At 60.9% G+C, this 20,198-nt stretch carries 18 protein-coding genes; 11 read left to right on the top strand and 7 right to left on the bottom strand.

What is annotated here, in order from left to right; translation table 11 throughout:
• Window positions 1-454 precede the first annotated feature (454 nt).
• From AC1DLV_RS13340 to AC1DLV_RS13305, 8 genes are all read left to right on the top strand, one after another.
• On the top strand, window positions 455-1,240 hold the full coding sequence (locus tag AC1DLV_RS13340; protein ID WP_476800031.1) for a FadR/GntR family transcriptional regulator: 786 nt from the start codon (window positions 455-457) through the stop codon (window positions 1,238-1,240).
• A complete protein-coding gene (locus AC1DLV_RS13335; RefSeq protein ID WP_476800030.1) occupies window positions 1,237-2,964 on the top strand; it encodes an IlvD/Edd family dehydratase in 1,728 nt (575 codons plus the stop codon). Before AC1DLV_RS13340 ends, AC1DLV_RS13335 begins: the two co-directional genes overlap by 4 nt.
• Before the next feature lie 12 nt (window positions 2,965-2,976).
• Entirely contained in the window at window positions 2,977-3,756 is a 780-nt protein-coding gene (locus AC1DLV_RS13330) for an SDR family NAD(P)-dependent oxidoreductase (protein WP_476800029.1), read from the top strand.
• 26 nt (window positions 3,757-3,782) lie between these two features.
• A complete protein-coding gene (araD1, locus tag AC1DLV_RS13325; RefSeq protein WP_476800028.1) occupies window positions 3,783-4,781 on the top strand; it encodes an AraD1 family protein in 999 nt (332 codons plus the stop codon).
• 54 nt (window positions 4,782-4,835) lie between these two features.
• Window positions 4,836-5,861, top strand: a complete 1,026-nt coding sequence (locus AC1DLV_RS13320; RefSeq protein ID WP_476800027.1) for an ABC transporter substrate-binding protein — start codon at window positions 4,836-4,838, stop codon at window positions 5,859-5,861.
• A gap of 76 nt (window positions 5,862-5,937) precedes the next feature.
• Window positions 5,938-7,041, top strand: coding sequence for an ABC transporter ATP-binding protein (locus AC1DLV_RS13315; RefSeq protein WP_476800026.1), 1,104 nt, complete (start codon window positions 5,938-5,940; stop codon window positions 7,039-7,041).
• On the top strand, window positions 7,038-7,910 hold the full coding sequence (locus tag AC1DLV_RS13310) for an ABC transporter permease (protein ID WP_476800025.1): 873 nt from the start codon (window positions 7,038-7,040) through the stop codon (window positions 7,908-7,910). Before AC1DLV_RS13315 ends, AC1DLV_RS13310 begins: the two co-directional genes overlap by 4 nt.
• Window positions 7,907-8,707 carry an ABC transporter permease gene (locus tag AC1DLV_RS13305; RefSeq protein WP_476800024.1) on the top strand — a complete coding sequence of 267 codons (801 nt, stop codon included), beginning with the start codon at window positions 7,907-7,909 and terminating at the stop codon, window positions 8,705-8,707. Before AC1DLV_RS13310 ends, AC1DLV_RS13305 begins: the two co-directional genes overlap by 4 nt.
• A gap of 102 nt (window positions 8,708-8,809) precedes the next feature.
• Here AC1DLV_RS13305 and AC1DLV_RS13300 read toward each other — a convergent pair whose 3' ends face one another.
• The 7 genes from AC1DLV_RS13300 to AC1DLV_RS13270 all read right to left on the bottom strand — a co-directional run bounded on the left by AC1DLV_RS13300 (window position 8,810) and on the right by AC1DLV_RS13270 (window position 16,874).
• Window positions 8,810-9,688: a LysR family transcriptional regulator gene (locus AC1DLV_RS13300; RefSeq protein WP_476800023.1), complete on the bottom strand. Its 879-nt coding sequence runs from the start codon at window positions 9,686-9,688 to the stop codon at window positions 8,810-8,812.
• Window positions 9,689-9,847: 159 nt separating this feature from the next.
• On the bottom strand, window positions 9,848-10,834 hold the full coding sequence (locus tag AC1DLV_RS13295) for an ABC transporter ATP-binding protein (RefSeq protein WP_476800022.1): 987 nt from the start codon (window positions 10,832-10,834) through the stop codon (window positions 9,848-9,850).
• 2 nt (window positions 10,835-10,836) lie between these two features.
• On the bottom strand, window positions 10,837-11,766 hold the full coding sequence (locus AC1DLV_RS13290) for an ATP-binding cassette domain-containing protein (RefSeq protein WP_476800021.1): 930 nt from the start codon (window positions 11,764-11,766) through the stop codon (window positions 10,837-10,839).
• Complete coding sequence (locus tag AC1DLV_RS13285) at window positions 11,763-12,584, bottom strand: ABC transporter permease (RefSeq protein ID WP_476788719.1); 822 nt, start codon at window positions 12,582-12,584, stop codon at window positions 11,763-11,765. Before AC1DLV_RS13285 ends, AC1DLV_RS13290 begins: the two co-directional genes overlap by 4 nt.
• Before the next feature lie 3 nt (window positions 12,585-12,587).
• Window positions 12,588-13,523, bottom strand: coding sequence for an ABC transporter permease (locus AC1DLV_RS13280; protein ID WP_476800020.1), 936 nt, complete (start codon window positions 13,521-13,523; stop codon window positions 12,588-12,590).
• A 68-nt stretch (window positions 13,524-13,591) separates the two neighbouring features.
• Window positions 13,592-15,178 carry an ABC transporter substrate-binding protein gene (locus AC1DLV_RS13275; RefSeq protein ID WP_476800019.1) on the bottom strand — a complete coding sequence of 529 codons (1,587 nt, stop codon included), beginning with the start codon at window positions 15,176-15,178 and terminating at the stop codon, window positions 13,592-13,594.
• Window positions 15,179-15,239: 61 nt separating this feature from the next.
• A complete protein-coding gene (locus AC1DLV_RS13270) occupies window positions 15,240-16,874 on the bottom strand; it encodes an amidohydrolase (protein WP_476800018.1) in 1,635 nt (544 codons plus the stop codon).
• 226 nt (window positions 16,875-17,100) lie between these two features.
• Here AC1DLV_RS13270 and AC1DLV_RS13265 point away from each other — a divergent pair, with 226 nt between their 5' ends.
• The 3 genes from AC1DLV_RS13265 to AC1DLV_RS13255 all read left to right on the top strand — a co-directional run bounded on the left by AC1DLV_RS13265 (window position 17,101) and on the right by AC1DLV_RS13255 (window position 20,180).
• A complete protein-coding gene (locus tag AC1DLV_RS13265; RefSeq protein ID WP_476800017.1) occupies window positions 17,101-18,189 on the top strand; it encodes a DmpA family aminopeptidase in 1,089 nt (362 codons plus the stop codon).
• Between the two features lie 25 nt (window positions 18,190-18,214).
• A complete protein-coding gene (locus tag AC1DLV_RS13260; RefSeq protein WP_476800016.1) occupies window positions 18,215-19,084 on the top strand; it encodes a D-amino-acid transaminase in 870 nt (289 codons plus the stop codon).
• 142 nt (window positions 19,085-19,226) lie between these two features.
• A complete protein-coding gene (locus AC1DLV_RS13255; RefSeq protein ID WP_476800015.1) occupies window positions 19,227-20,180 on the top strand; it encodes a metallophosphoesterase family protein in 954 nt (317 codons plus the stop codon).
• Window positions 20,181-20,198: the final 18 nt, after the last annotated feature.

Here is a 20,198-nt window from a genome sequence, read left to right as displayed (position 1 = left end):
CCCGCCTTTTCGTTTTTGTGGGTCCAATTTCAGCAGTATGATGATTGGCTAGGCGAGATGCCCGACGATCATCCTGAGCCTATTTGCATCCCTGGCTACTTAGAGCGCCGGCAGTGGTTCTTCATGAGCCGCTTTGCTTAATGCTGTAGATTTTTCGAATACGGTCACGTGTTGGCGCTCAGCTTCCGCCCGCAACACTATTGATTTGCCGATCCCCATTCGATTTGCCTGAGCTGCCGCGTCTCAAAGCCGCGCATTCGCCGCTTTAGCCGCGATGCCTCTTCGCTGACCAGTCAATTGTGCCTGGAAAGCGTGGACGTGAACGTTGCGATCCGCAGCGTGCCCATGCCTTAAAAACCGTATCGAGCAGGATCAGCGGCGCATCTGGTGGCGAGACCGATGTCGACCTCTTGACTCCGGCGACCGTGCCTATAAAACATATCATATGAATAGTATGAAGAATAAAAAGTCCTTCAGCGCGGCCCGCGTCTCCCGGGTTGCGATCGCGGTTTCCAGCGGCTCGACGGCGTTGCATGCGACAGTGGTCGAACAAATCGGATTGCGCATCGTCCAGGGTGATTTCCTGCCCGGCGAAGCGCTTCCCAATGCCGACGACTCCAGCGAAATGCTGGGTGTCAGCCGCACAGTGCTGCGCGAGGCGATCAAGGTTCTGGCGGGCAAGGGGCTTGTCGAGTCGCGTCCCAAGACAGGAACGCGGGTGCGTCCCCGCGCCGACTGGAATTTCCTCGATCCGGATGTCTTGTCGTGGCGCTACGCCGGGGCTGTCAGCGCCGACGACGTCAGGGCATTGTTTGAGTTGCGTCGAGCCATCGAGCCCATGTCCGCGGCACTCGCAGCCCAGCGTGCCACGCCGGGCCAGATCGCCGAGATGAACGCTGCGCTGACCGAAATGGAAGCGGTTGGCGATGATGGTGACCGTTTCGCCAAGCCGGACCTTGTGTTCCACCAGACCATCTTGCGCATGACCGGCAACGAACTAATCGGCTCTCTGGCTGCCCTGGTCGAGACCGCTCTTGTGATGAGCTTTCGCCTTTCCAACGACAACCCCGAGGGGCAGCGCCACTCGCTGCCACTGCACAGACAAGTGGCCGAAAAAATCGCCGCTGGCGACGGTCCGGGCGCGCAAAAGGCGCTTCTGGTGCTCATCAACAACGCCGAGGAAGACGTGCGCCGCAGCGTCGAGAACCGCAACAAGCGCCGCAAGGAACAGACGTTGTGACGGATGAAAAACGCAAGCTGCGTTCAACCGCATGGTTTGGCGGCGAGGGCAAGAATGCCTTCATGCACCGCAGCTGGATGAAGAACCAGGGCATTCCAGGCGACGAGTTCGACGGCCGTCCTGTGATCGGGATCTGCAACACCTGGTCCGAATTGACCCCGTGCAATGCCCATCTTCGTGCGCTTGCGGACCATGTCAAACGCGGCGTCTATGAGGCTGGAGGCCTGCCGCTCGAGTTTCCGGTAATGTCGCTGGGCGAAAGCAACATGCGCCCGACCGCCATGCTGTTTCGCAATCTGGCAAGCATGGATGTGGAGGAATCGATCCGGGGCAATCCGATGGATGGCGTCGTGCTGCTGGCCGGCTGCGACAAGACCACGCCGGCGCTACTGATGGGGGCGGCGTCATGCAATCTGCCGACCATCACCATTTCGGGCGGGCCTATGCTCAATGGCAAGTTCCGGGGGCAGGATATCGGCTCGGGCACCCATGTGTGGAAATTCGCCGAGGACGTGAAAGCCGGGCGCATGGCCGTGGCCGATTTCCTCGCCGCCGAACAGGGCCAGAGCCGGTCGGCCGGCAGTTGCATGACAATGGGGACCGCTTCGACCATGGCAAGCATGGTCGAAGCGCTCGGCATCGGCATGCCCGACAACGCGGCAATCCCTGCGGTCGATTCCCGGCGGGGTGTCTTGGCCCATCTGGCGGGACGACGCATCGTCGATCTGGTCCACAAGGACGTGACGATCTCGCAGATCCTCACCAAGGCGGCCTTCGAGAATGCCATTCGCGTCAACGGGGCAATCGGGGGCTCGACCAATGCTGTGTTGCATCTGATCGCCATCGCCCGTCGGGTTGGGGTGGCGCTGGGGCTTGAAGACTGGGATCGCCTTGGACGCGGCGTGCCCACGATCGTCGACCTGATGCCGTCCGGCCGATTCCTGATGGAAGACTTTTATTACGCCGGGGGGCTAGCTGCGGTCATGGCGTCGCTCGATGAGGTGGGGCTTCTTCATCGCGATGCCATGACTGTCAGTGGAAGGACCATCGGCGAACTCGTCGACGGCGCGCCCAACTACAATTCCGAGGTGATCCGGCCGCTGCAAAACCCGTTGACCGAGGAGGGGGGGATATCGATCCTTCGCGGCAATCTCGCGCCCAACGGGGCGGTGATTAAGCCATCGGCGGCAACGGCTGAATTGATGCAGCATCGCGGCAGGGCCGTCGTCTTCGAAAACATCGAACATTACTACGCCCGCATCGACGATCCCGATCTGGATATCGACGCCTCGTCGGTGATGGTGCTCAAAAATTGCGGTCCACGCGGTTATCCCGGCATGGCCGAGGTCGGCAACATGCCGCTGCCGGCAAAGCTGCTCAAGCAAGGCGTCTCCGACATGGTTCGGATTTCGGACGCGCGCATGAGCGGTACCGCCTATGGCACTGTGGTCCTGCATGTCGCGCCCGAGGCAGCCGCCGGGGGCGTGCTTGCACTGGTGCGCGATGGCGATCTTATCGAACTCGATGTGGCCGGGCGTCGCCTGGAGCTTCTCGTTTCCGATGAAGAGCTGGCGATCCGCCGTCGCGACTGGACGCCGCCGCCGCCGCCGGAAGGCGGCTACCAAAGCCTGTATGTCGAGCGCGTGCTGCAGGCCGACGAGGGCTGCGATTTCGATTTTCTCGTCGGCCGCCGCGACGCCGGCATCCCTCGGCATTCGCACTAGAGGGCGCGGGCGATGACTGGCGAAACCAGCAGCTACGCCATCTTCCCCAGCCTGAGGGGCCGCAGCGTTTTCATAACCGGCGGCGGCAGCGGCATCGGCGAGAGCCTGGTACGTCACTTCTGCGCCCAGGGCAGCCGCGTCGCTTTTGTCGATGTGGCGGAGGAGCCTTCGAGGCGTCTCGTCGAAGCCATCGGCGCGCAGGGCGAGGCGCCGCCGCTGTTCGTTCCCTGCGACCTGCGCAATGTCGAGGATCTGCGGTCCGCCGTCGAGCAGGCGATGCAGCACAACGGCCCGATCCAGGTGCTGTGCAACAATGCGGGCAGCGACGACCGCCACCAAACCAAGGATGTGACCGTGTCCTATTGGGACGATCGCATGGCGGTCAATCTGCGTCACCAGTTTTTCGCGGCCCAGGCCGTGCGTCCGCAGATGAGCGCACTCGGTGGTGGCTCGATCGTCAATTTTGGCTCCATCACCTGGATGGTCGGCGATCCGGATTGCCCGGCTTATGTGACGGCGAAAGCTGCCGTCTACGGCATGACACGTGCGCTTGCCCGCGAGCTCGGCCCCGAACGCATCCGCGTCAACTGCATGGTGCCGGGTTGGGTCATGACGGAACGCCAAATGCGGTTGTGGCTGACCCCGGCGGGCGAGCGCCAGATTGAGGAACGGCAATGCCTGCCGGATAGACTGCAGCCGTCCGATATCGCGCGCATGGCGCTGTTTCTCGCAGCCGACGACAGCAGCATGTGCACAAGCCAGCAATTCATCGTCGATGGAGGGTGGGTGTGACCCGCCCGATGGAAAAAGGTGACTTCATGCGTCTTGTTCAATTCAAAATGCCGGCCGGAGACCGCCGGGTGGGCCGTGTCTCGATCGACGGCAACCATCTGCACCCGCTCAAGGAAACAGGCACTGTCCTGGAACTGGCTGAAGCGGCGATTGCCCGGGGCGTATCCATTGCAACGCTCGTCGAGGAGCGTATGACGGCCGACCAGATCGACTATGACGAGCTGTTGCGTGCCGGCCTGGTGCTTGCCCCGGTCGATCATCCTGAGCCAGCGCGCTTCCTTGTCACCGGCACGGGCCTGACCCATACCGGAAGTGCTGCCGCGCGAGACAAGATGCACGTCCTGACTCACGGTGAGGATGCCGAAGAATCCGATTCCCTCAAGATTTTCCGCATGGGACTGGAAGGGGGCAAACCCGCCGCCGGCCAGTTCGGGGTTCAGCCAGAGTGGTTTTTCAAAGGTGTCGGCACCTGTGTCGTTGCGCCTGGCTCGCCGTTGCCGCTGCCTGCATTCGCCCGTGCTGGGGCCGAGGAGGCCGAGATTGTCGGGCTCTATCTCACTGGGCCCGATGGTCGTCCCTATCGCATCGGCTATGCGCTTGGAAACGAGTTTTCCGACCATGTTACGGAAGCGGAGAACTACCTCTATCTTGCCCATTCCAAGCTCCGGTCCTGTTCGATCGGCCCGGAACTTCTCGTCGGGGATTTGCCCGATGAAGTGCGTGGGCACTCGCGCATCCGGCGCAATGGCGCCGTGATCTGGGAGCAGGAATTTCTGTCGGGCGAGGCGCACATGTCGCACTCGATCGCCAATCTTGAGCATTATCATTTCCGCTACCCGATGAACCGCAGGCCCGGCGACCTGCACGCTTATTTCTTCGGCGCGGCAGTCATGAGCTACGCCTCGGGCGTCCAGACGACACCCGGCGACGAATATGAAATCCAGGCCCAGCAGTTCGGCAAGCCACTGCGCAACCGGATGGAGCTTATGCCGGACGAGGGATTGGTCGTCGTCACGCAGCTGTGACAGCGGAAGACCTGCGAATTGCGGCTCATCATGCATGATCAAGGGAGGTTAGTTATGGCACTGAAAAGACTGCTTCTAAGGATAGCGACAGTTGGATTGGGCATCGGCCTGATGGCATCGGCGGCCTTGGCCGAGAATCTTCGGGTCCTGGCCTGGGACGGGTACGCAGACGCTGATTGGGTCAAGCAATTCACTGCCGACACTGGCATAGGCGTCGATGTTGTCTTCATCGGCAGTGACGATGAAATCTGGGCCAAGATCAAGGGCAGCGAAGGCCAGGACTTCGATGTCTTCGCAGTCAACACCGCGCAATTGCAGCGCTATATCAAGGCTGATCTTGTAGCGCCGATCGACGTCGCGCAGCTGGCCAACCAGAAGGACGTGCTGCCGCGCTTTCGCGATCTGGCGGCGGTTGGCGGCGTGATGAACGATGGCAAGGTTTACGGCATTCCGTTCTGCTTCGACTCGATCGGCCTGATCTACGACACCGACAAGGTCAAACCAGCGCCGACGTCGATGGCAGCACTCTGGGATCCGGCATTCAAGGGCAAGATCCTGGCTTATGACAATGGCGAGCACAATTTCTCATTCACGGCGCTGACGCTCGGTTACAAGGATCCGTTTAATCTCAGCGACGAGCAACTGGCGGCGGTTAAGGCCAAGCTGGTCGACCTCAAGCGCAACGTGCTCAGCTTTTACACCACCGCCGATGAAGCGCAGCAGATCTACAAGAACAACGACGTTGCTCTGATCTGGGCCAATTACGGCCAGCAGCAGGTCAAGGCGCTCAAGGACATCGGCGCCCACGTCGCCTATGTCAATCCAAGCGAAGGTGCATTGGCCTGGCTCGACAACTGGGTCATCTCCAAAGGCGTTCGCGACAAGGCCGCAGCAGAAAAGTGGATCGACTTCATGCTGAGCAAGAAGATCGGTGGTGAGCTCTCCGAACGTACCGGCTTTGGCAATACGGTCACTGAAACCGGCAGTGCCGGCGGCAACGACAAGCTGGTCTGGCTCAACAATGTCGAGGACCCACTCAAGCGTTCGGATATGTGGAACGAGGTCAAAGCTACGCCCTGATCTCTGAGTTGGGCACTCGAAACACCGATGGTCCGGACATGTCCGGACCATTGCCAAATCTACGCAAGAGTAACTTATGAACCAGAATCCCGACCTGCTTACATTGCGGTCCGTATCCAAGTCCTACGGCGCGGTTCCCGTGCTCCACGACTTAGATCTTTCGATCCGGGATGGCGAATTTCTGACCGTCCTGGGACCTTCGGGTTCGGGCAAGACCACTGTCCTGCGGCTCATCGGCGGATTGGAGCCCCTGACATCAGGCGAAATCCGGCTGGACGGTGAAGACATCAGTCGCATGCCGATCAACCGGCGGCCGTTCAATACGGTGTTTCAGGACTATGCGCTATTTCCGCACCTGACCGTTTCCGGCAATGTCGGCTATGGGCTTTCAGTCCGCCATGTGCCGCGCAAGGAGATCGTTCGCCGCGTCGCGGAAGCTCTGGAGCTGGTCCAACTCGGGCGCTTTGCCGATCGCTTTCCCGCGCAGCTTTCCGGCGGCCAACGTCAGCGTGTGGCGCTGGCCCGCGCGCTGATCTGCCAGCCGCGCCTCATCCTGCTCGATGAACCGCTTGCCGCGCTCGATCTCGAACTGCGGCGCCAGATGCAGGAATTCCTGAAATCCATTCAGCGCGAAATCAAGACCACCTTCCTGTTCGTTACCCACGATCAGGAAGAAGCCATCGGCATGGCCGACCGTATCTGCGTGATGCAGGCTGGTCACATTCGCCAACTAGGCACCCCGCACGAGCTCTACTACAAGCCGAATTGCGAGTTTGTGGCGCGGTTCTTTGGCGAAAACAATCTGGTGCCGGGAGCGCTTGGGCCAGTCAAGGGCGAGTTGAGATCCATCGAGACAGGCCTCGGGCGTCTGGTCTGTTCCGTTGTCGGGCAGCCTCAACTAAAGGCTGCGGCGGACGGAACCAGCGCCTTTGCCGTGTTTCGTCCCGAGGCCCTGCACCTTGCGAATGCGCAGGACGCCGATAACTGCTTTTCAGGCAAGATTGTCGATATGGCCTTTGGCGGCTCATCGACCGTCGCCGCCATCACTGCCGGCTACGGCGAAAACGCGCCGCGCCTGAGGCTGCGTTTCCCAAGCCGGGTCAACGGCAGCGCATTGACATGCGGCCAGACAATGGCGCTTTCGTTCATGCCGCACGAAGGCCATCTGGTGCTTTCATGACCAGCTACAGTTCGATGCGGCTTTCCGAAATGCGATGGTCACTGCTGGTGACGGCACTCGCTTTCGCCTTGCCAGTGATCTTCATTCTCGTGCCGCTGGCGATCTTCCTGGGTTACAGCTTTTTCAGCGTTGATCAGGGTGAGATCAACCACGCCCTTACGCTCGGCAACTACGTTCGCTTCTTCACCGATCCTGTTTTCCTGCCGGTGTTCTGGAACACGATCGTGCTGTGCGTTTCGGTGGCGGCGATCTGTGTCTTGCTGGCGTACCCCGCGGCCTATTTCCTGACCACGCTGAAGGGGCGGTGGCGCTACGCCTTGCTCATGCTGCTTTTGGTGCCGCTGCTGATGAGCTATGTCATCAAGATCTACGCGATCCGCAGCATCCTCGGCCTCAATGGCTTTCTCAACAAGGCACTGGTGGCGATCGGCATCCTGGAGGAGCCATCCTCGCTCTTCGTGTTCAACATGAACGCCATCTTGCTTACCCTGACACTCCTGCTGATCCCCTTCGCGATCCTGCCGATTTTCCTCGCACTCGAACGCATTCCGCAGGTCTTGCTGCGCGCATCCGACGATCTCGGCGCCAGTGGATTGCAGACGTTCCTGCGCATCACACTGCCGCTGAGCCTGCCGGGTGTGGCAACGGCGGCGAGCTTTGTTTTCGTGCTGGCGATCGGCGATTTCCTGACCCCGCAAATGGTCGGTGGCATCAGCGGGTTCACCTTCGGCCGCATCCTCTACAGCCAGTTCGGTACAGCTTATAACTGGCCGTTTGGCGCGGCCCTGTCGGTGGCATTGGCCGTAGTGGTGATCGCCGCAATTCTCCTCGGCGAGCGCTTCGGGCGCAATCGGGGGACTTTGCCATGAGTGCCGCGCTTCGGCCGTCCACGATCTTTCTGGCCGCTGTCACGGCGCTGGTCGCCATGCTGCTCTACAGTCCGCTGCTTGTGCCGATCGTGTCGTCGTTCTTTACGATCACGCGCGGCGAGGTCGATTGGTCGTCCCCAACGGTTTCGGCCTACGTGGCCTTGGCCGAGAACCGGGACATTCTCCTCGCACTGCGCACCACGCTGATTGTCGGTGTCTGTACGGTTGTCCTGTCCGTGGTGGGTGGAACGCTGCTGGCGCTCTATTATCACGGCCGCCGCAGCGGGCGGTCAGTCCTCCAGTTCATCATCTTCCTGCCATTCCTGATGCCGCCGATCATCAGCGGTCTGGCGCTCCTGATCTTCTTCCGTGAAATTGGCATCGAGCGCTCGCTGCTGACGGTCATCATCGGTCACACGATCTTTGTCCTGGCGATTGTCTACCGCACGGTACTAATGCGCTTGCAGTCGATGAGCAGCACGCTGGTGGAGGCGTCTTACGATCTGGGTGCCACAAGGTGGCAGACGTTCTGGCGCATCATCTTGCCAAATCTTTCGAGCGCGATGATCGGCGGCGCGATCTTAGCCTTCGCTTTGTCGTTCGATGAAACCATGATCACCATTCTGGTGACCGGAACCCAGAGCACGCTGCCCGTCAGGCTGTGGGCGATGATGCGGCTTGGTTTTTCGCCCGATATAAACGCGCTCGTTGCGCTGATCCTGATGTTTACCGTGCTGCTCTGCGTCCTTGCCGCCCGCTTCCTCATTCCCAGGCAGGTCGCCACACAACGGAATTGAGGCTTTGTCTCAAATGCAGTTGCATTGTCGGAGAGGGGCTTCTGGTGCGCGGGGGCTATGTGCCGAGCATCGCTGTGGGGATGGACGGTCGGGCGGATCCCCTCATTGCCAGACGCGGTTGACGATGGGACGGCGGTTCTGGCGGGAGCGGTAGAGGCGGATCTCGACCCGGATGTCCCACGACGTATCGCCTGCTCGAACGAGCGTACCGTTGTCCAGTTCCGCCCGGACCAGGCTTTCGGGAACCCAGGCTACGCCCCAGCCGGCAAGTGCCATGCCTTTGAGCCCCACTGACATCGAGCCGGTGTGGGCACGCTTGTGGGCGGCAAGCCTTTCAGACAGAACTTCGCCGAACAGCAGGCCGAAGAACGAGCCTTTTTCATAGCCGACATAGCTTGCTGGGCGCTCCCGGTCGGGATCATGCAACGGCTTGCCGTCGCTGGATGGCGCGGAGATCGGAATGATCGTCTCCTGGTCGAGGATGCGGTACTCGAAGAGCGCGGGATCGAGCACGAGGGATACCGCGGGGTGCGCATAGGTCAGCAGGAAATCGCAGTCGCCGTCGACAAGCGAGCTGACATTTTCTTCCATGCTGCCTAGGTCGGGCTTGATCCGCGACAGGAGCGGGCCGACCCTGTCGCTGACAGTGCGCAGCCAGCCGGGGAAATAGGTGAACGACAGCGTGTGCAGCGCGGTGACGGTGATCGTCTGGGCCTCGGCCCCTTCTTGCTCGCGCAGGCTTCGCCTCGCCTGCGTCAGGCTGCGTACGGCCTCGCGCGCAACGGGCACGAACTTTTCGCCGGCAGCGGTAAGGCGCGAGGGGTAGGTGGCGCGATCGATCAGGCTCGAGCCGAGCCATATCTCGAGTTGCTTGATGCGGCGGCTGAAGGCGGACTGGGTGATGTTCCGTTCTTCCGCGGCCTTGGAGAAACTATTGGTTTCCGCCAAGGCGAGGAAGTCTTCCAGCCACTTGAGTTCCAAGACGCCGCCCCCCTGGGCATCGCCGTGCGGCCCAGTGGGGGCGCAAGCGACGCGTAACACTTTGAATTCGTGATCATGGGATGCCGCCGAAGTCGACGTCATGTCAAGGCGGGCGATCAGGTCAATCGATGACCAGCGAATTCGGCGCCTGCCAGCGTTTCAGGCGGAGAGGCGCTGGCAACGCACCTGATGATCCTCGCCGACCGAAATCAGCTCGCTCAGTGCAGGGGCGGCATAGACGTCTGGATTGGTGATGTCTTGCGGATAAAACCGATACCCCTGAGGCGGTGGCGGCGCGTTCCGCAAGACTGCCTTGACGCCGGTTTGCAAGATGGCGTCCGGGTCGGGAATGGTGCTGATCAGCTTGCGTGTATAGGGGTGTGTCGGGCTTGAGAAGATCGCGTCCCAATGACCGACCTCGACGATCTGGCCGAAATACATCACCGCAACGCGGTCGCTCATATGCTCGACCACGCCGAGATCATGACTGATCATGATGTAGGACAAGGACAGCTGCTCCTTGAGATCGAGCAACAGGTTGATGATCTGCGCCCTGATCGACACATCCAGCGCCGAGACTGGTTCGTCCAGCATGATGATGTGTGGGTCGAGGATCAGCGCGCGCGCGATGCCGATGCGCTGGCGCTGGCCGCCGGAAAATTCATGTGGGAAGCGGGTTGCCTGTTCCGGCGTCAGGCCGACACGGCGCAGCATCTCCGTGACCCGGTCGTCGATTTCGCTGCGGGACTTGGTGCCGTGCAGGCGTAATGGCTCGGCCAGCGAACGATGCACCGTCTGGCGCGGGTTGAGGGAGGCATAGGGGTCCTGGAAAACCATCTGTGCGATCCGCGCGCGTTCCATGCGGGGTGGCGAGTTGGCGCCAATGATCGATTTGCCTTCGAAAAGAATATCGCCTGAGGTCGGAGCCTGGAGCCCGATCACCGACAGGGCGGTTGTCGACTTGCCGCAGCCGGATTCACCGACAATGCTCAGGCATTCCCCCTTGTTGAGATGGAGGCTGACCCCGTTGACGGCCCGCAACGCTTGCTTGCGCCGGGAAAAAAGTGCGCCGCTCACCGGGAAATGGACGTGCAAATCGTTGATTTCGAGCAAGGGGCGATCGGTCGCCGTTGTTTGACCAGACATGCTCAGCGAGCCTCGCTATCGGCACGCGCGGCCATTTGAGGCTTGCGTGGCTCGAAGTAGAATTCTTCGGTCAGCCTGCTCTTGTCGGTGACGATGCTGTCGATGTCGACGAGGCGCTGGCGACCATGGCGTTGTCGCGAACCGAGCCGGGGCAAGGCGCCGAGCAGGCCCTTGGTGTAGGTATGCCGTGGATCGGCGAACAGGTCGTAGGTATCGCGCTCTTCGACGAGCTTGCCGGCATACATCACGCCAACGCGCTGGCACATGTTGGCGATGACGCCAAGATCATGACTGATCATCAAGACAGCGGTGTTGCGAGCCGAACAAAGCTCGTGGATGAGCTTCAGCACTTCGGCTTGCACAGTCACGTCGAGTGCGGTCGTTGGCTCGTCGGCGATCAGAAGGTCCGGGTCACAGGCGAGAGCGATGGCGATCATGACGCGCTGGCGCATGCCACCTGACATCTGGTGGGGGTAATTGTGCACGCGCTGCTCGGGCGCCGGCACCTTGACGCTGGCCAAGGCTTCGACCGCGCGCTGTTCGGCCTCCTTCCAGCTCGTACCCTTGTGCAGGACGAACATCTCGGCGATTTGCCGCCCGACTGTCGCCAGCGGGTTGAGCGCGGTCATCGGCTCCTGGAAGATCATCGCGATGCGATTGCCGCGCAGATTGCGCATGTCGCGAGGCGACAGGCTGCGCAGGTCCGTGCCGTCAAAAAGGATTTGGCCGCCGGTCACCGCAAGTGGCCCTTTCATCAGGCCGATGATCGAAAGCGAGGTGATCGTCTTGCCGCAACCTGATTCACCGACAAGGCCAAAGGCCTCGCCACGCATGATGTTGAAGGAGACGTCCTTGACGATTTTCTGCTCGTGACCGCCGACCTTCAGGCCGATATCCAGGTTTTTGATTTCTAAAAGAGGGATATCTCTCATGCGCGGCGGATCCTCATATGCGGGTCGAGCATGTCGCGCAGGCCATCGCCCAGCAGGTTGAACCCGAGCACGGACAAGAAGATGGCAAGGCCGGGAAAGATCGTTGCCCATGGCGCGATGACGATGAGCTCGCGCGCGTCGGTCAGCATGCTGCCCCAGCTGGGGAAGGGCGGGCGAATGCCAAGCCCGAGGAACGATAGCGCGGCTTCCGACAGCACAGCCCCCCCCATGCCCAAGGTTCCGATCACCAGGATCGGACCCATCATGTTCGGCAAGAGCTGGGTGATCATGATGCGGATATTGCCGTAGCCAAGCGTCTTCGCCGCCTGGACGTAGCCGAGGCCCTTGAGTGAAAGCGTCGAGCTGCGCGCGATCCGGCAAGTCCAGGACCAGTTAGTGAGCCCCAGCGCGATCAGCAGGCTCGGCAGTCCCGGCCCGAGGATCGCGATGATGGCGATGGCAAAGATCAGCGATGGAATGGCCAGCATGACGTTTGTCAGCCCATTGACCAGGTCATCCCACCAGCCGCCGAAATAGCCGGCCGAGATACCCAGTGCCAGACCAATCACTGTGTTGATGAGCTGGGACACGATGCCCACGGTCAGCGATATCCGGGCACCATAGAGCACCCGTGTGTAGATATCGCGGCCTTGCGCGTCGGTGCCGAACCAGAATGTCCAGTCCGGCGGCAATTCGGCGTTCATCAGATCGGCGTCGAGAACCGGATCGAGATGCGAGAGCCAGGGCGCGAAAAGCCCGGCCAGGATGACCAGTGCTGTCAGGAAGCCGCCAACGATCAGGTTGAACTGGATACGCATGGCTCAGTCCTGCTTGATACGTGGATCGATCGCGGCATAGACAACGTCGACGATCGTGTTGATGAGCAAAAACCACAGGACGATGACCAGGATGCTGCCTTGCACGACCGGAATGTCGCGCAGGGCGACACTGTCGACCAGCAGTGAGCCAAGGCCCGGCCAGGAAAACAGTTTTTCGATTACCACCGCCTGTCCCATCAGCGAGCCGAACTGCAAGCCGATGGTCGTGACGATCAGAACCAGCGCGTTGCGTGTCACATGCCAGCGCACGACGCGGCCACTGCTCATGCCTTTGGAATATGCCGTGCGGATGAAATCGGCATTCATCACTTCGAGCACGCCAGCGCGGGTCGTGCGGGCAAGCAGCGCTAGAGGCGTTACCCCCAATGTGATCGCCGGCAAGATCAGGTTGCGCAGCCCGCCATCGCCGTAACCGAAGCTGGGCAGCCAGCCAAGCTGGAGCGCGAAGAGATACATCAAAAGCAGGCCGAGCCAGAACTGCGGCAGCGACAGGCCCGAAACCGCGCCGATCATCGTCACGGTATCAAGAATGCTGCCGGGCTTGAGCGCAGCCAGAAACCCCAGTGGCACGCCGAATACCACAGCAAAAACCATGGCGGCGATCGCCAATTTTAGCGACGGCCATAGCCGCGCGCCGATCACGTCGGTTACCGGCTCGCGCGTTCGAAACGAGGTGCCGAGATCGAAACGCGCCAGATCGTAGACATAGGCGGTGAAGCGTTCGGGCAGCGACTTGTCGAGGCCGAATTCCTTGTTCAGCCGCTCGACAAGCAAAGGGTCGGATGCTGATCGCCCATCGGCGATCAGGCTGGATGTGAAGCTTCCCGGAACCACCGAGAAGATCACGAAAATCAAAAGCGCGACCGCGATAACGGTCGGGATCGCCTGCAATATCCGGCGAATGATAAAGCGCAGCATCCGGGCCGACCCCTCCCGTTATCCCGACCCGCAGGCAGCGGGTCGGGGACTCTTAGTTGTGATGGAGGTTACTTCCGCGAAGCGGGCGCGGTCTCGTCGATCCAGAGATCTTCGTAGTCCTGGATGGCCAGCTCGGTCGCGTTCGGCTTCAGGCCATGCAGCCAGGGCTGATAGGCCATGACCGCCTTGTTGTAGTTGAAGAACCAGACCGGCGCTTCTTCCTGCAGGAAGTTGTTGGCCTTTTTCAGAAGTTCGGTCTTGGCCGTCTGGTCACGCTCTGTCTGGGCCGCCTCGAACAGCTTGTCGAATTCTGGGTTTTTGTAGTTGGAGTAATTGCAGGCGCTTTGCGCGGTCTTCGAATAGAAGCACTGCAGTGCTGCGAGCGCATCAGGTCCGCTCTCGTTCGACCACATATAGGCCTGGAAGTCGCCCGCCGGCACGACTTCGGACAGGACAGACGCTTCGACCGGCTTGGCCTTCACTGTGACGCCAACCTTAGCCAGCATCGGAATGATCGCTTCGACAATGGGAAGGCCCCAGCTTTCATTCTGCGTTGCCGTGAGTTCGAACTCGAAGCCCTTGTCGAAGCCGGCCTCTGCCAGCAGCGCCTTGGCCTTTTCCGGATCGTAGGCGTAGGGCTGGGCTGTGGTGTCATAGGCCGGAGACGACAATGGCAGCCAGCTCACCGCGCGGTAGGCCTTGTTCTTGGCCAGCCGCTCGACGATCAGCTTGGTGTCGATGGCGTAGTTGATCGCCTGGCGCACGCGCTTGTCGGCAAAAGGTGCGAAATTGGGGTTGAAGCCGACATTGCGGGTGTAGCCTTCGGCCACTTCCAGGATGTTCTTGGACAGTGCGGCATCGCCCTGATAGGCGACATACTGGGTCGGGCCCAGCACCGTCACGTCGATTTCCTGGTTGCGGAAGGCCACGTCGCGCGCCGCCGAGTCCTCCATGATCACGATGTTGACCTTGTCGAGATATGGTTTGCCCTGCTCGTAGAACTTGTCGAACTTCTCGACGACGATGCGCGATCCAGGCACGTGCTCGACGAATTTGAAAGGCCCAAGACCGATCGGATTGGTCGCCGCCTTGTCGCCGATGTCGGCCGGATAGATGGCCGCGTTGGTGCGCATCAGGTTGAAGCCGGGATTGATCGGCGCGGTGAAGGTGATTTCAAGCGTAAAATCGTCGATCTTCTTCAGGCCAGAAATCTCGGTCGCCTTGCCGCTGGCGAAGGCATCCGCACCCTCAATATCGGCGATGTAGCGGGCGCCGGGGAAGGCGTTGGAGGGCGTGGCAAGGCGCTTGTAGGACCAGATGATGTCATCGGCGGTCATCTTGCGGCCGTTGTGGAAGAAGGCGTTGTCGCGCAGCTTGTAAGTGTAGACCTTGCCGTCGTCGGACACGGAAACGCCTGTCGCCAGCTCGAGCACGGGTTCATTCTTGAGTGAATCCCAGCTGTAGAGGCTGCGATGGATCGCCTTGGCGTAGAATTCGTCCTGGGTCTGCGGCGTGGCATGGATGTCGAGTGTGGCGAAGCTGGAGCCGTAAGGGGCCACGAAATTGAGTACGCCGCCTGAGCGCGGTTCTTGCGCGAGAGCTGCTGTGGACACGCCGAGCATCAGCATCGCGGTCAAGGACAAGGTTTTGAACATGCGAGATTCCTCCTATTTGTTTTAGCTATTGTATTGTTTTTATTATTTTATTCGTTCCGCTCTACACGGCTGCCGAGCGCTCATAGGCGACTTCGCCACCAACGATTGTCAAAGTGCATTGTGTGTCGTGCAGGATTTCTTCGGGTGACGCGGTCAGCAGGTTGCGTGAGAAGACCGCGACGTCTGCCAATTGGCCAGCAACGATGCGGCCCTTGATCGTTTCCGCCTTCTGCGAGAACGCGCCATACTCGGTGTAGGCCTGAAGCGCCTTGCCCATCTGCACGCGCTGGCCCGCGTCCATGACCGTTCCCTTCCAGGTCTTGCGGGTGACCATGGAGTAGAGATTGGGGAATGGGTTGGGCAGGCAGACAGGCGAGTCGCTGCCCGTGCCCGGCTTGAAGCCTAGATCGTCCCAGGTCTTCAGCGGATAGGCAGACAGCGCACGTTCCTCGCCGAGCACTGAAATGTAGCTGTCGCCGAAATCGTAAATGAACGCCTGCTGCGGGCAGGGATAGATTCCAGCTGCCAGCATGCGCTTGTGCTGGGCTTCGGTTGAAAAGCCGCAATGCTCGATCCGGTGGCGGCGGTCGGCATCCGGAACGGCTGCCAGTGCCTTTTCATAGGCGGTGATCAGCTGCCCGATGGCGCTGTCGCCGATGGCATGGCACGCGAGCTGATAGCCTTGGGCGTGATACTCCGCGACTAGCTTCTCAAGCTCGTCATCGGACAGGATCTGCACGCCGGTGTTGTCTTCGCCGAGATAGGGTTGCGACATCCAAGCGGTGCGCCCGCCGGCTGAGCCGTCAAGGAAGATCTTGACCGCGCCAATGCGCAACCAGTCGTCGCCGGCACCCGAGACCAGCCCGGCGGCATAGGCTTCGTCGACGACCGAATTGCCGGGGTCGCCGAGCAACGTCAGCCAGACCCGCACCGGCAACCGGCCCTCTTGCTTTGCCTTGTTGTAGGCGTGGATTTCGGCGAAGCCATCAACCTGTCCGACGGCTGCGTCCATGCAGCTGGTGATGCCATAGGACAAAAGGTATTTGCCGGCCCGTTCAATGGCATCGATCAGGTCGTCCTGGCTTGGGACAGGGATCGCCGCGCGCAGCACGGATTGCGCATTCTCGGCCACCATGCCGGTCAAAGTCCCGTTGACCGTTTCGATGACACCGCCGGCTGGTGCCGGTGTCGAGGCGTTGACGTTTGCCAGCTCGAAAGCGCGCGAGTTGAAGATGCTGATATGGCCGCAGGCGCGCACGAGCATCAGCGGATGGTCTGTGGTAACCTGGTCGAGTTCGCTCTTGTGCGGATGACGGCCGACATCGAGCTTGACCTGGTCATAGCCGCGCGCCAGCACCCAGCCGCCCTTGGGCGTTTCCTGGGCCCGTTTGCGCAGCTTGTCGAGCAGGATGGCAAGCGTCGGCGCCGATTCCGGGCTGGCGTCGACCCATTGCATGGACAGGCCGGTGGAAATCAGATGCAAATGGTCGTCGTTGAGGCCGGGTGTCGCGAACTGCCCGTTAAGGTCGATGAACTTGGTTTCGGCGCCTTTCAGCGCGAGAATCTCCTCGTCCGATCCGGTTGCCAGCACTGTGCCCTGGCCAATCGCGACTGCCTGCCGGATGCCCTCCGCATAGCCGCACCAGACGGTGCCGTTATGCAGGATCATATCCGGGCTACCGGCACTTTTACTCATCGACTTTCCCCACCCTAAAATTCTTTTCCGCGAGTATCTGGATATGAGCCGGCAAATGCAAATTCGCAAAAGGGCATGGGTCATGCAGTTCTGGAATAGTTTGTCCGGAAGCAAGCGCTCAGCCGTCAGCCGCAATGCCGTGCTCTTTCTGCGGCTTGCGGCAACGGCATCAAACTATTCCACCTTTGCAATGTTTCCGGCCGGCAAACGGAACTAAGGATGTCGCATGAAACACGGCTGCACCGACATTGCTGAGACATCGACGCGTTGCAGGTTGCGTGACCTTGGCATAGCGCCAGGCGTTTTCGCGCCGGGCCCGCTCAATGCGATCACCGACGTTGCTGGCGTTCTGGTAGGGCACTCGACCGTTGTCGAAGGCGACACCATCCGCACCGGTGCCACCGCGATCTTGCCGCATGGCGGCAACATCTTTCGCGACAAGGTTCCAGCCGCACTCGCCGTCTTCAACGGCTATGGCAAGTTCGTAGGCTCGACCCAGATCGACGAGTTGGGCGAGATCGAAACACCTGTCATCTTGACCAACACGCTAGCGACCGGACGCGCCATCGAGGCGATCCACGCATATACGCTGGCGCAGCCCCGCAACAACCGGGTGGTGTCGATCAATGCCGTGGTCGGCGAGACCAACGATTCCCGCCTGAACGACATCCGCGCTGGGCGCCCCCATATTTCGGAGATCAGTGCGGCGATAAATGCTGCCAGGGATGGCATGGTGGCCGAAGGTGCTGTCGGCGCGGGCACCGGCACCGTGGCCTTCGGGATGAAGGGAGGCATCGGCACAAGCTCGCGGCGCGTGCCCTTCAAGAGCGGCGAAGCCTTCACGATTGGCGTTTTGGTTCAGTCCAACTATGGCGGCCGGCTGCTGGTCGATGGCGAACCCTGGAGCGCCAAGCCTGCATCCGAGGACAAGGACGGCTCCATCGTTATCGTGGTGGCGACGGATGCGCCCTTGTGCGAGCGCAATTTGAAGCGGCTGGGCCAGCGTGCCTTCGGTGGCCTCGCCAGGACGGGAGCGGCCCTGAGCAACGGCTCGGGCGACTATGCGCTGGTGTTTTCGACCAATGAAAGCGTTCGCCGCACGCCCGAAAGGCGCGCCGGCATCGTCACCGCACCGACGCTGCCCAATGAACTGATGTCGCCGCTGTTTGAGGCGGTGATCGAAGCGACGGAAGAAGCCATCCTCAACTCGCTGTGCATGGCCCATACCGTCGATGGCTATGATGCCGGCACAGGCAAGCCGTCTCGCGTCGAGGCAATTTCATTGAAAGCGCTGGCTCGAAACAAGCAGCGCTAACATCACCCAGATTTGGAGAGTTCCAATGACCAATGGCGGACAAAACCGCATTGTCTGGCTGAACGGTAGTTACCTTCCGGCCTCGGAGGCGAAGCTGTCGATTTTCGATCGCGGCTTCCTGTTCGCCGACGGCATCTATGAAGTGACGGCGGTCCTTGGAGGAAAACTCGTCGACAGCGCGTTGCACATGGCAAGGCTGGAACGTTCGGCGCGCGAGCTTGGCTTGCGCCTGCCGGTCACCACTGCTGCGATCGAGCAGATCGAACATACCCTGATCGAGCGCAATGGGCTTGAGGAGGGCGTCGTTTATCTCCAGCTGACGCGCGGTGCCGAGGAAAGGAATTTCCTGTTTGACGACGAGTTGGAGCCAACGCTCCTGCTGTTCACTCAGCCCAAGGTTCTGGCCGACGTCGCTGCTGCCAAGACCGGCATTGCCGTCAAGACGGTGACCGACCAGCGCTGGGCCAGGCGCGACATCAAGAGCGTGTCGCTGCTGCCGCAGGTGCTGGCCAAGCGCGACGCGCGTGCCGAAGGCTGCGACGAGGCGTGGATGGTCGAGGACGGCCATGTCACTGAGGGCGCGTCGTCCACGGCCTATATCATCACGCAAGACGGCAAGATCGTTTCGCCGGCCAACAGCAGGCGCACACTGCCTGGTTGCACGCGGCAGGCGATCGTTCAGTTGACGGACGAGAGCGGCCTGACGCTCGAGGAACGCCGCTTTACGGTCGAGGAAGCCTTGGGCGCGGCGGAGGCCTTCATCACCAGCGCCTCAACCTTCGTCATGCCGGTGACCCGGATCGACGGAAAATCCATCGGCAATGGCAAGCCAGGTCCGATCGTGACCAGGCTGCGCGAGATCTATGTCGACCACGCCCGGGCAAATGCCAGCTGATCGGCAGCTGAGGATGGCATAGACTTAGCGTGCCTGTGCCGTCACGTCATCGTGACCGGCGCCAGCCGCTGCGGCTGGAATAAACCTGTCCGTCCAAAGGTCTCCTAGGCATGCGCCACAAGCGGCGCGGCAGGAGATCGACATGACCCATGATGACGAAAAGGACGGCGAAGGCATCAGCCGGCGCCATGCGCTGGAGTGCATGATCTGGGCAGGCACGGGCATCTTGTGGACACTTTCAGGCGGCGTCCCGGTTTCGCTCAACCTTCTGGGCGAAGCCGAGGCTGCCGAAGCATTGTCCACCGGCTTCACCTTCCTGCAGATTTCAGACAGCCACATCGGCTTCGACAAGGCGGCCAATCCGCATGCCATCGATACGCTGAAGGAGGCGATGGCTAAGATCAAGGCACTCACGACAAAGCCCTCCTTCCTGATCCACACCGGCGACATCACCCATCTTTCCAAAGCAGCGCAGTTCGACAACGCAGCCCAGATCATCGGCGGCTCGGGCTTCGACGTGCGTTACGTGCCCGGCGAACATGATGTTATCGATGAGGGCAACGGACAGGCCTATCTTGAGCGCTACGGCAAGGGCACCAAGGGTGCCGGCTGGTACTCATTCGACCAGAACGGGGTGCATTTCATCGGCCTCGTCAACGTCGTCAATCTGAAGGCTGGCGGGCTTGGCAATCTTGGCGCAGATCAGCTCGCCTGGCTGGCCGACGACCTGAAGTCGGTCAGCAATTCGACCCCGGTCGTCGTCTTTGCGCATATCCCCTTGTGGGCCGTCTATCCGGAATGGGGCTGGGGCACCGACGACGCGGCACAGGCACTCGCCCTGCTCAAGCGTTTTGGTTCGGTCACCGTGCTGAACGGCCATATCCATCAAATCATGCAGAAGGTCGAAGGCAATGTGACTTTCCACACCGCCCGCTCAACCGCCTTTCCGCAGCCGGCGCCGGGCACAGCTCCGGCACCTGGGCCGATGACGGTCGAACCGGGCAAGCTTCGCGGTTTGCTTGGCACCACCTCCGTTGCGGTGAAGCAGGGCGGTGGCGAGCTTGCGATCATCGATCACACGCTTGCCGAAGATTGAATGGAAAGCCGAAGGAGC

Source organism: Aminobacter sp. 01T433, assembly GCF_056398585.1.
This window is presented reverse-complemented; position numbering and strand designations above follow the sequence as displayed.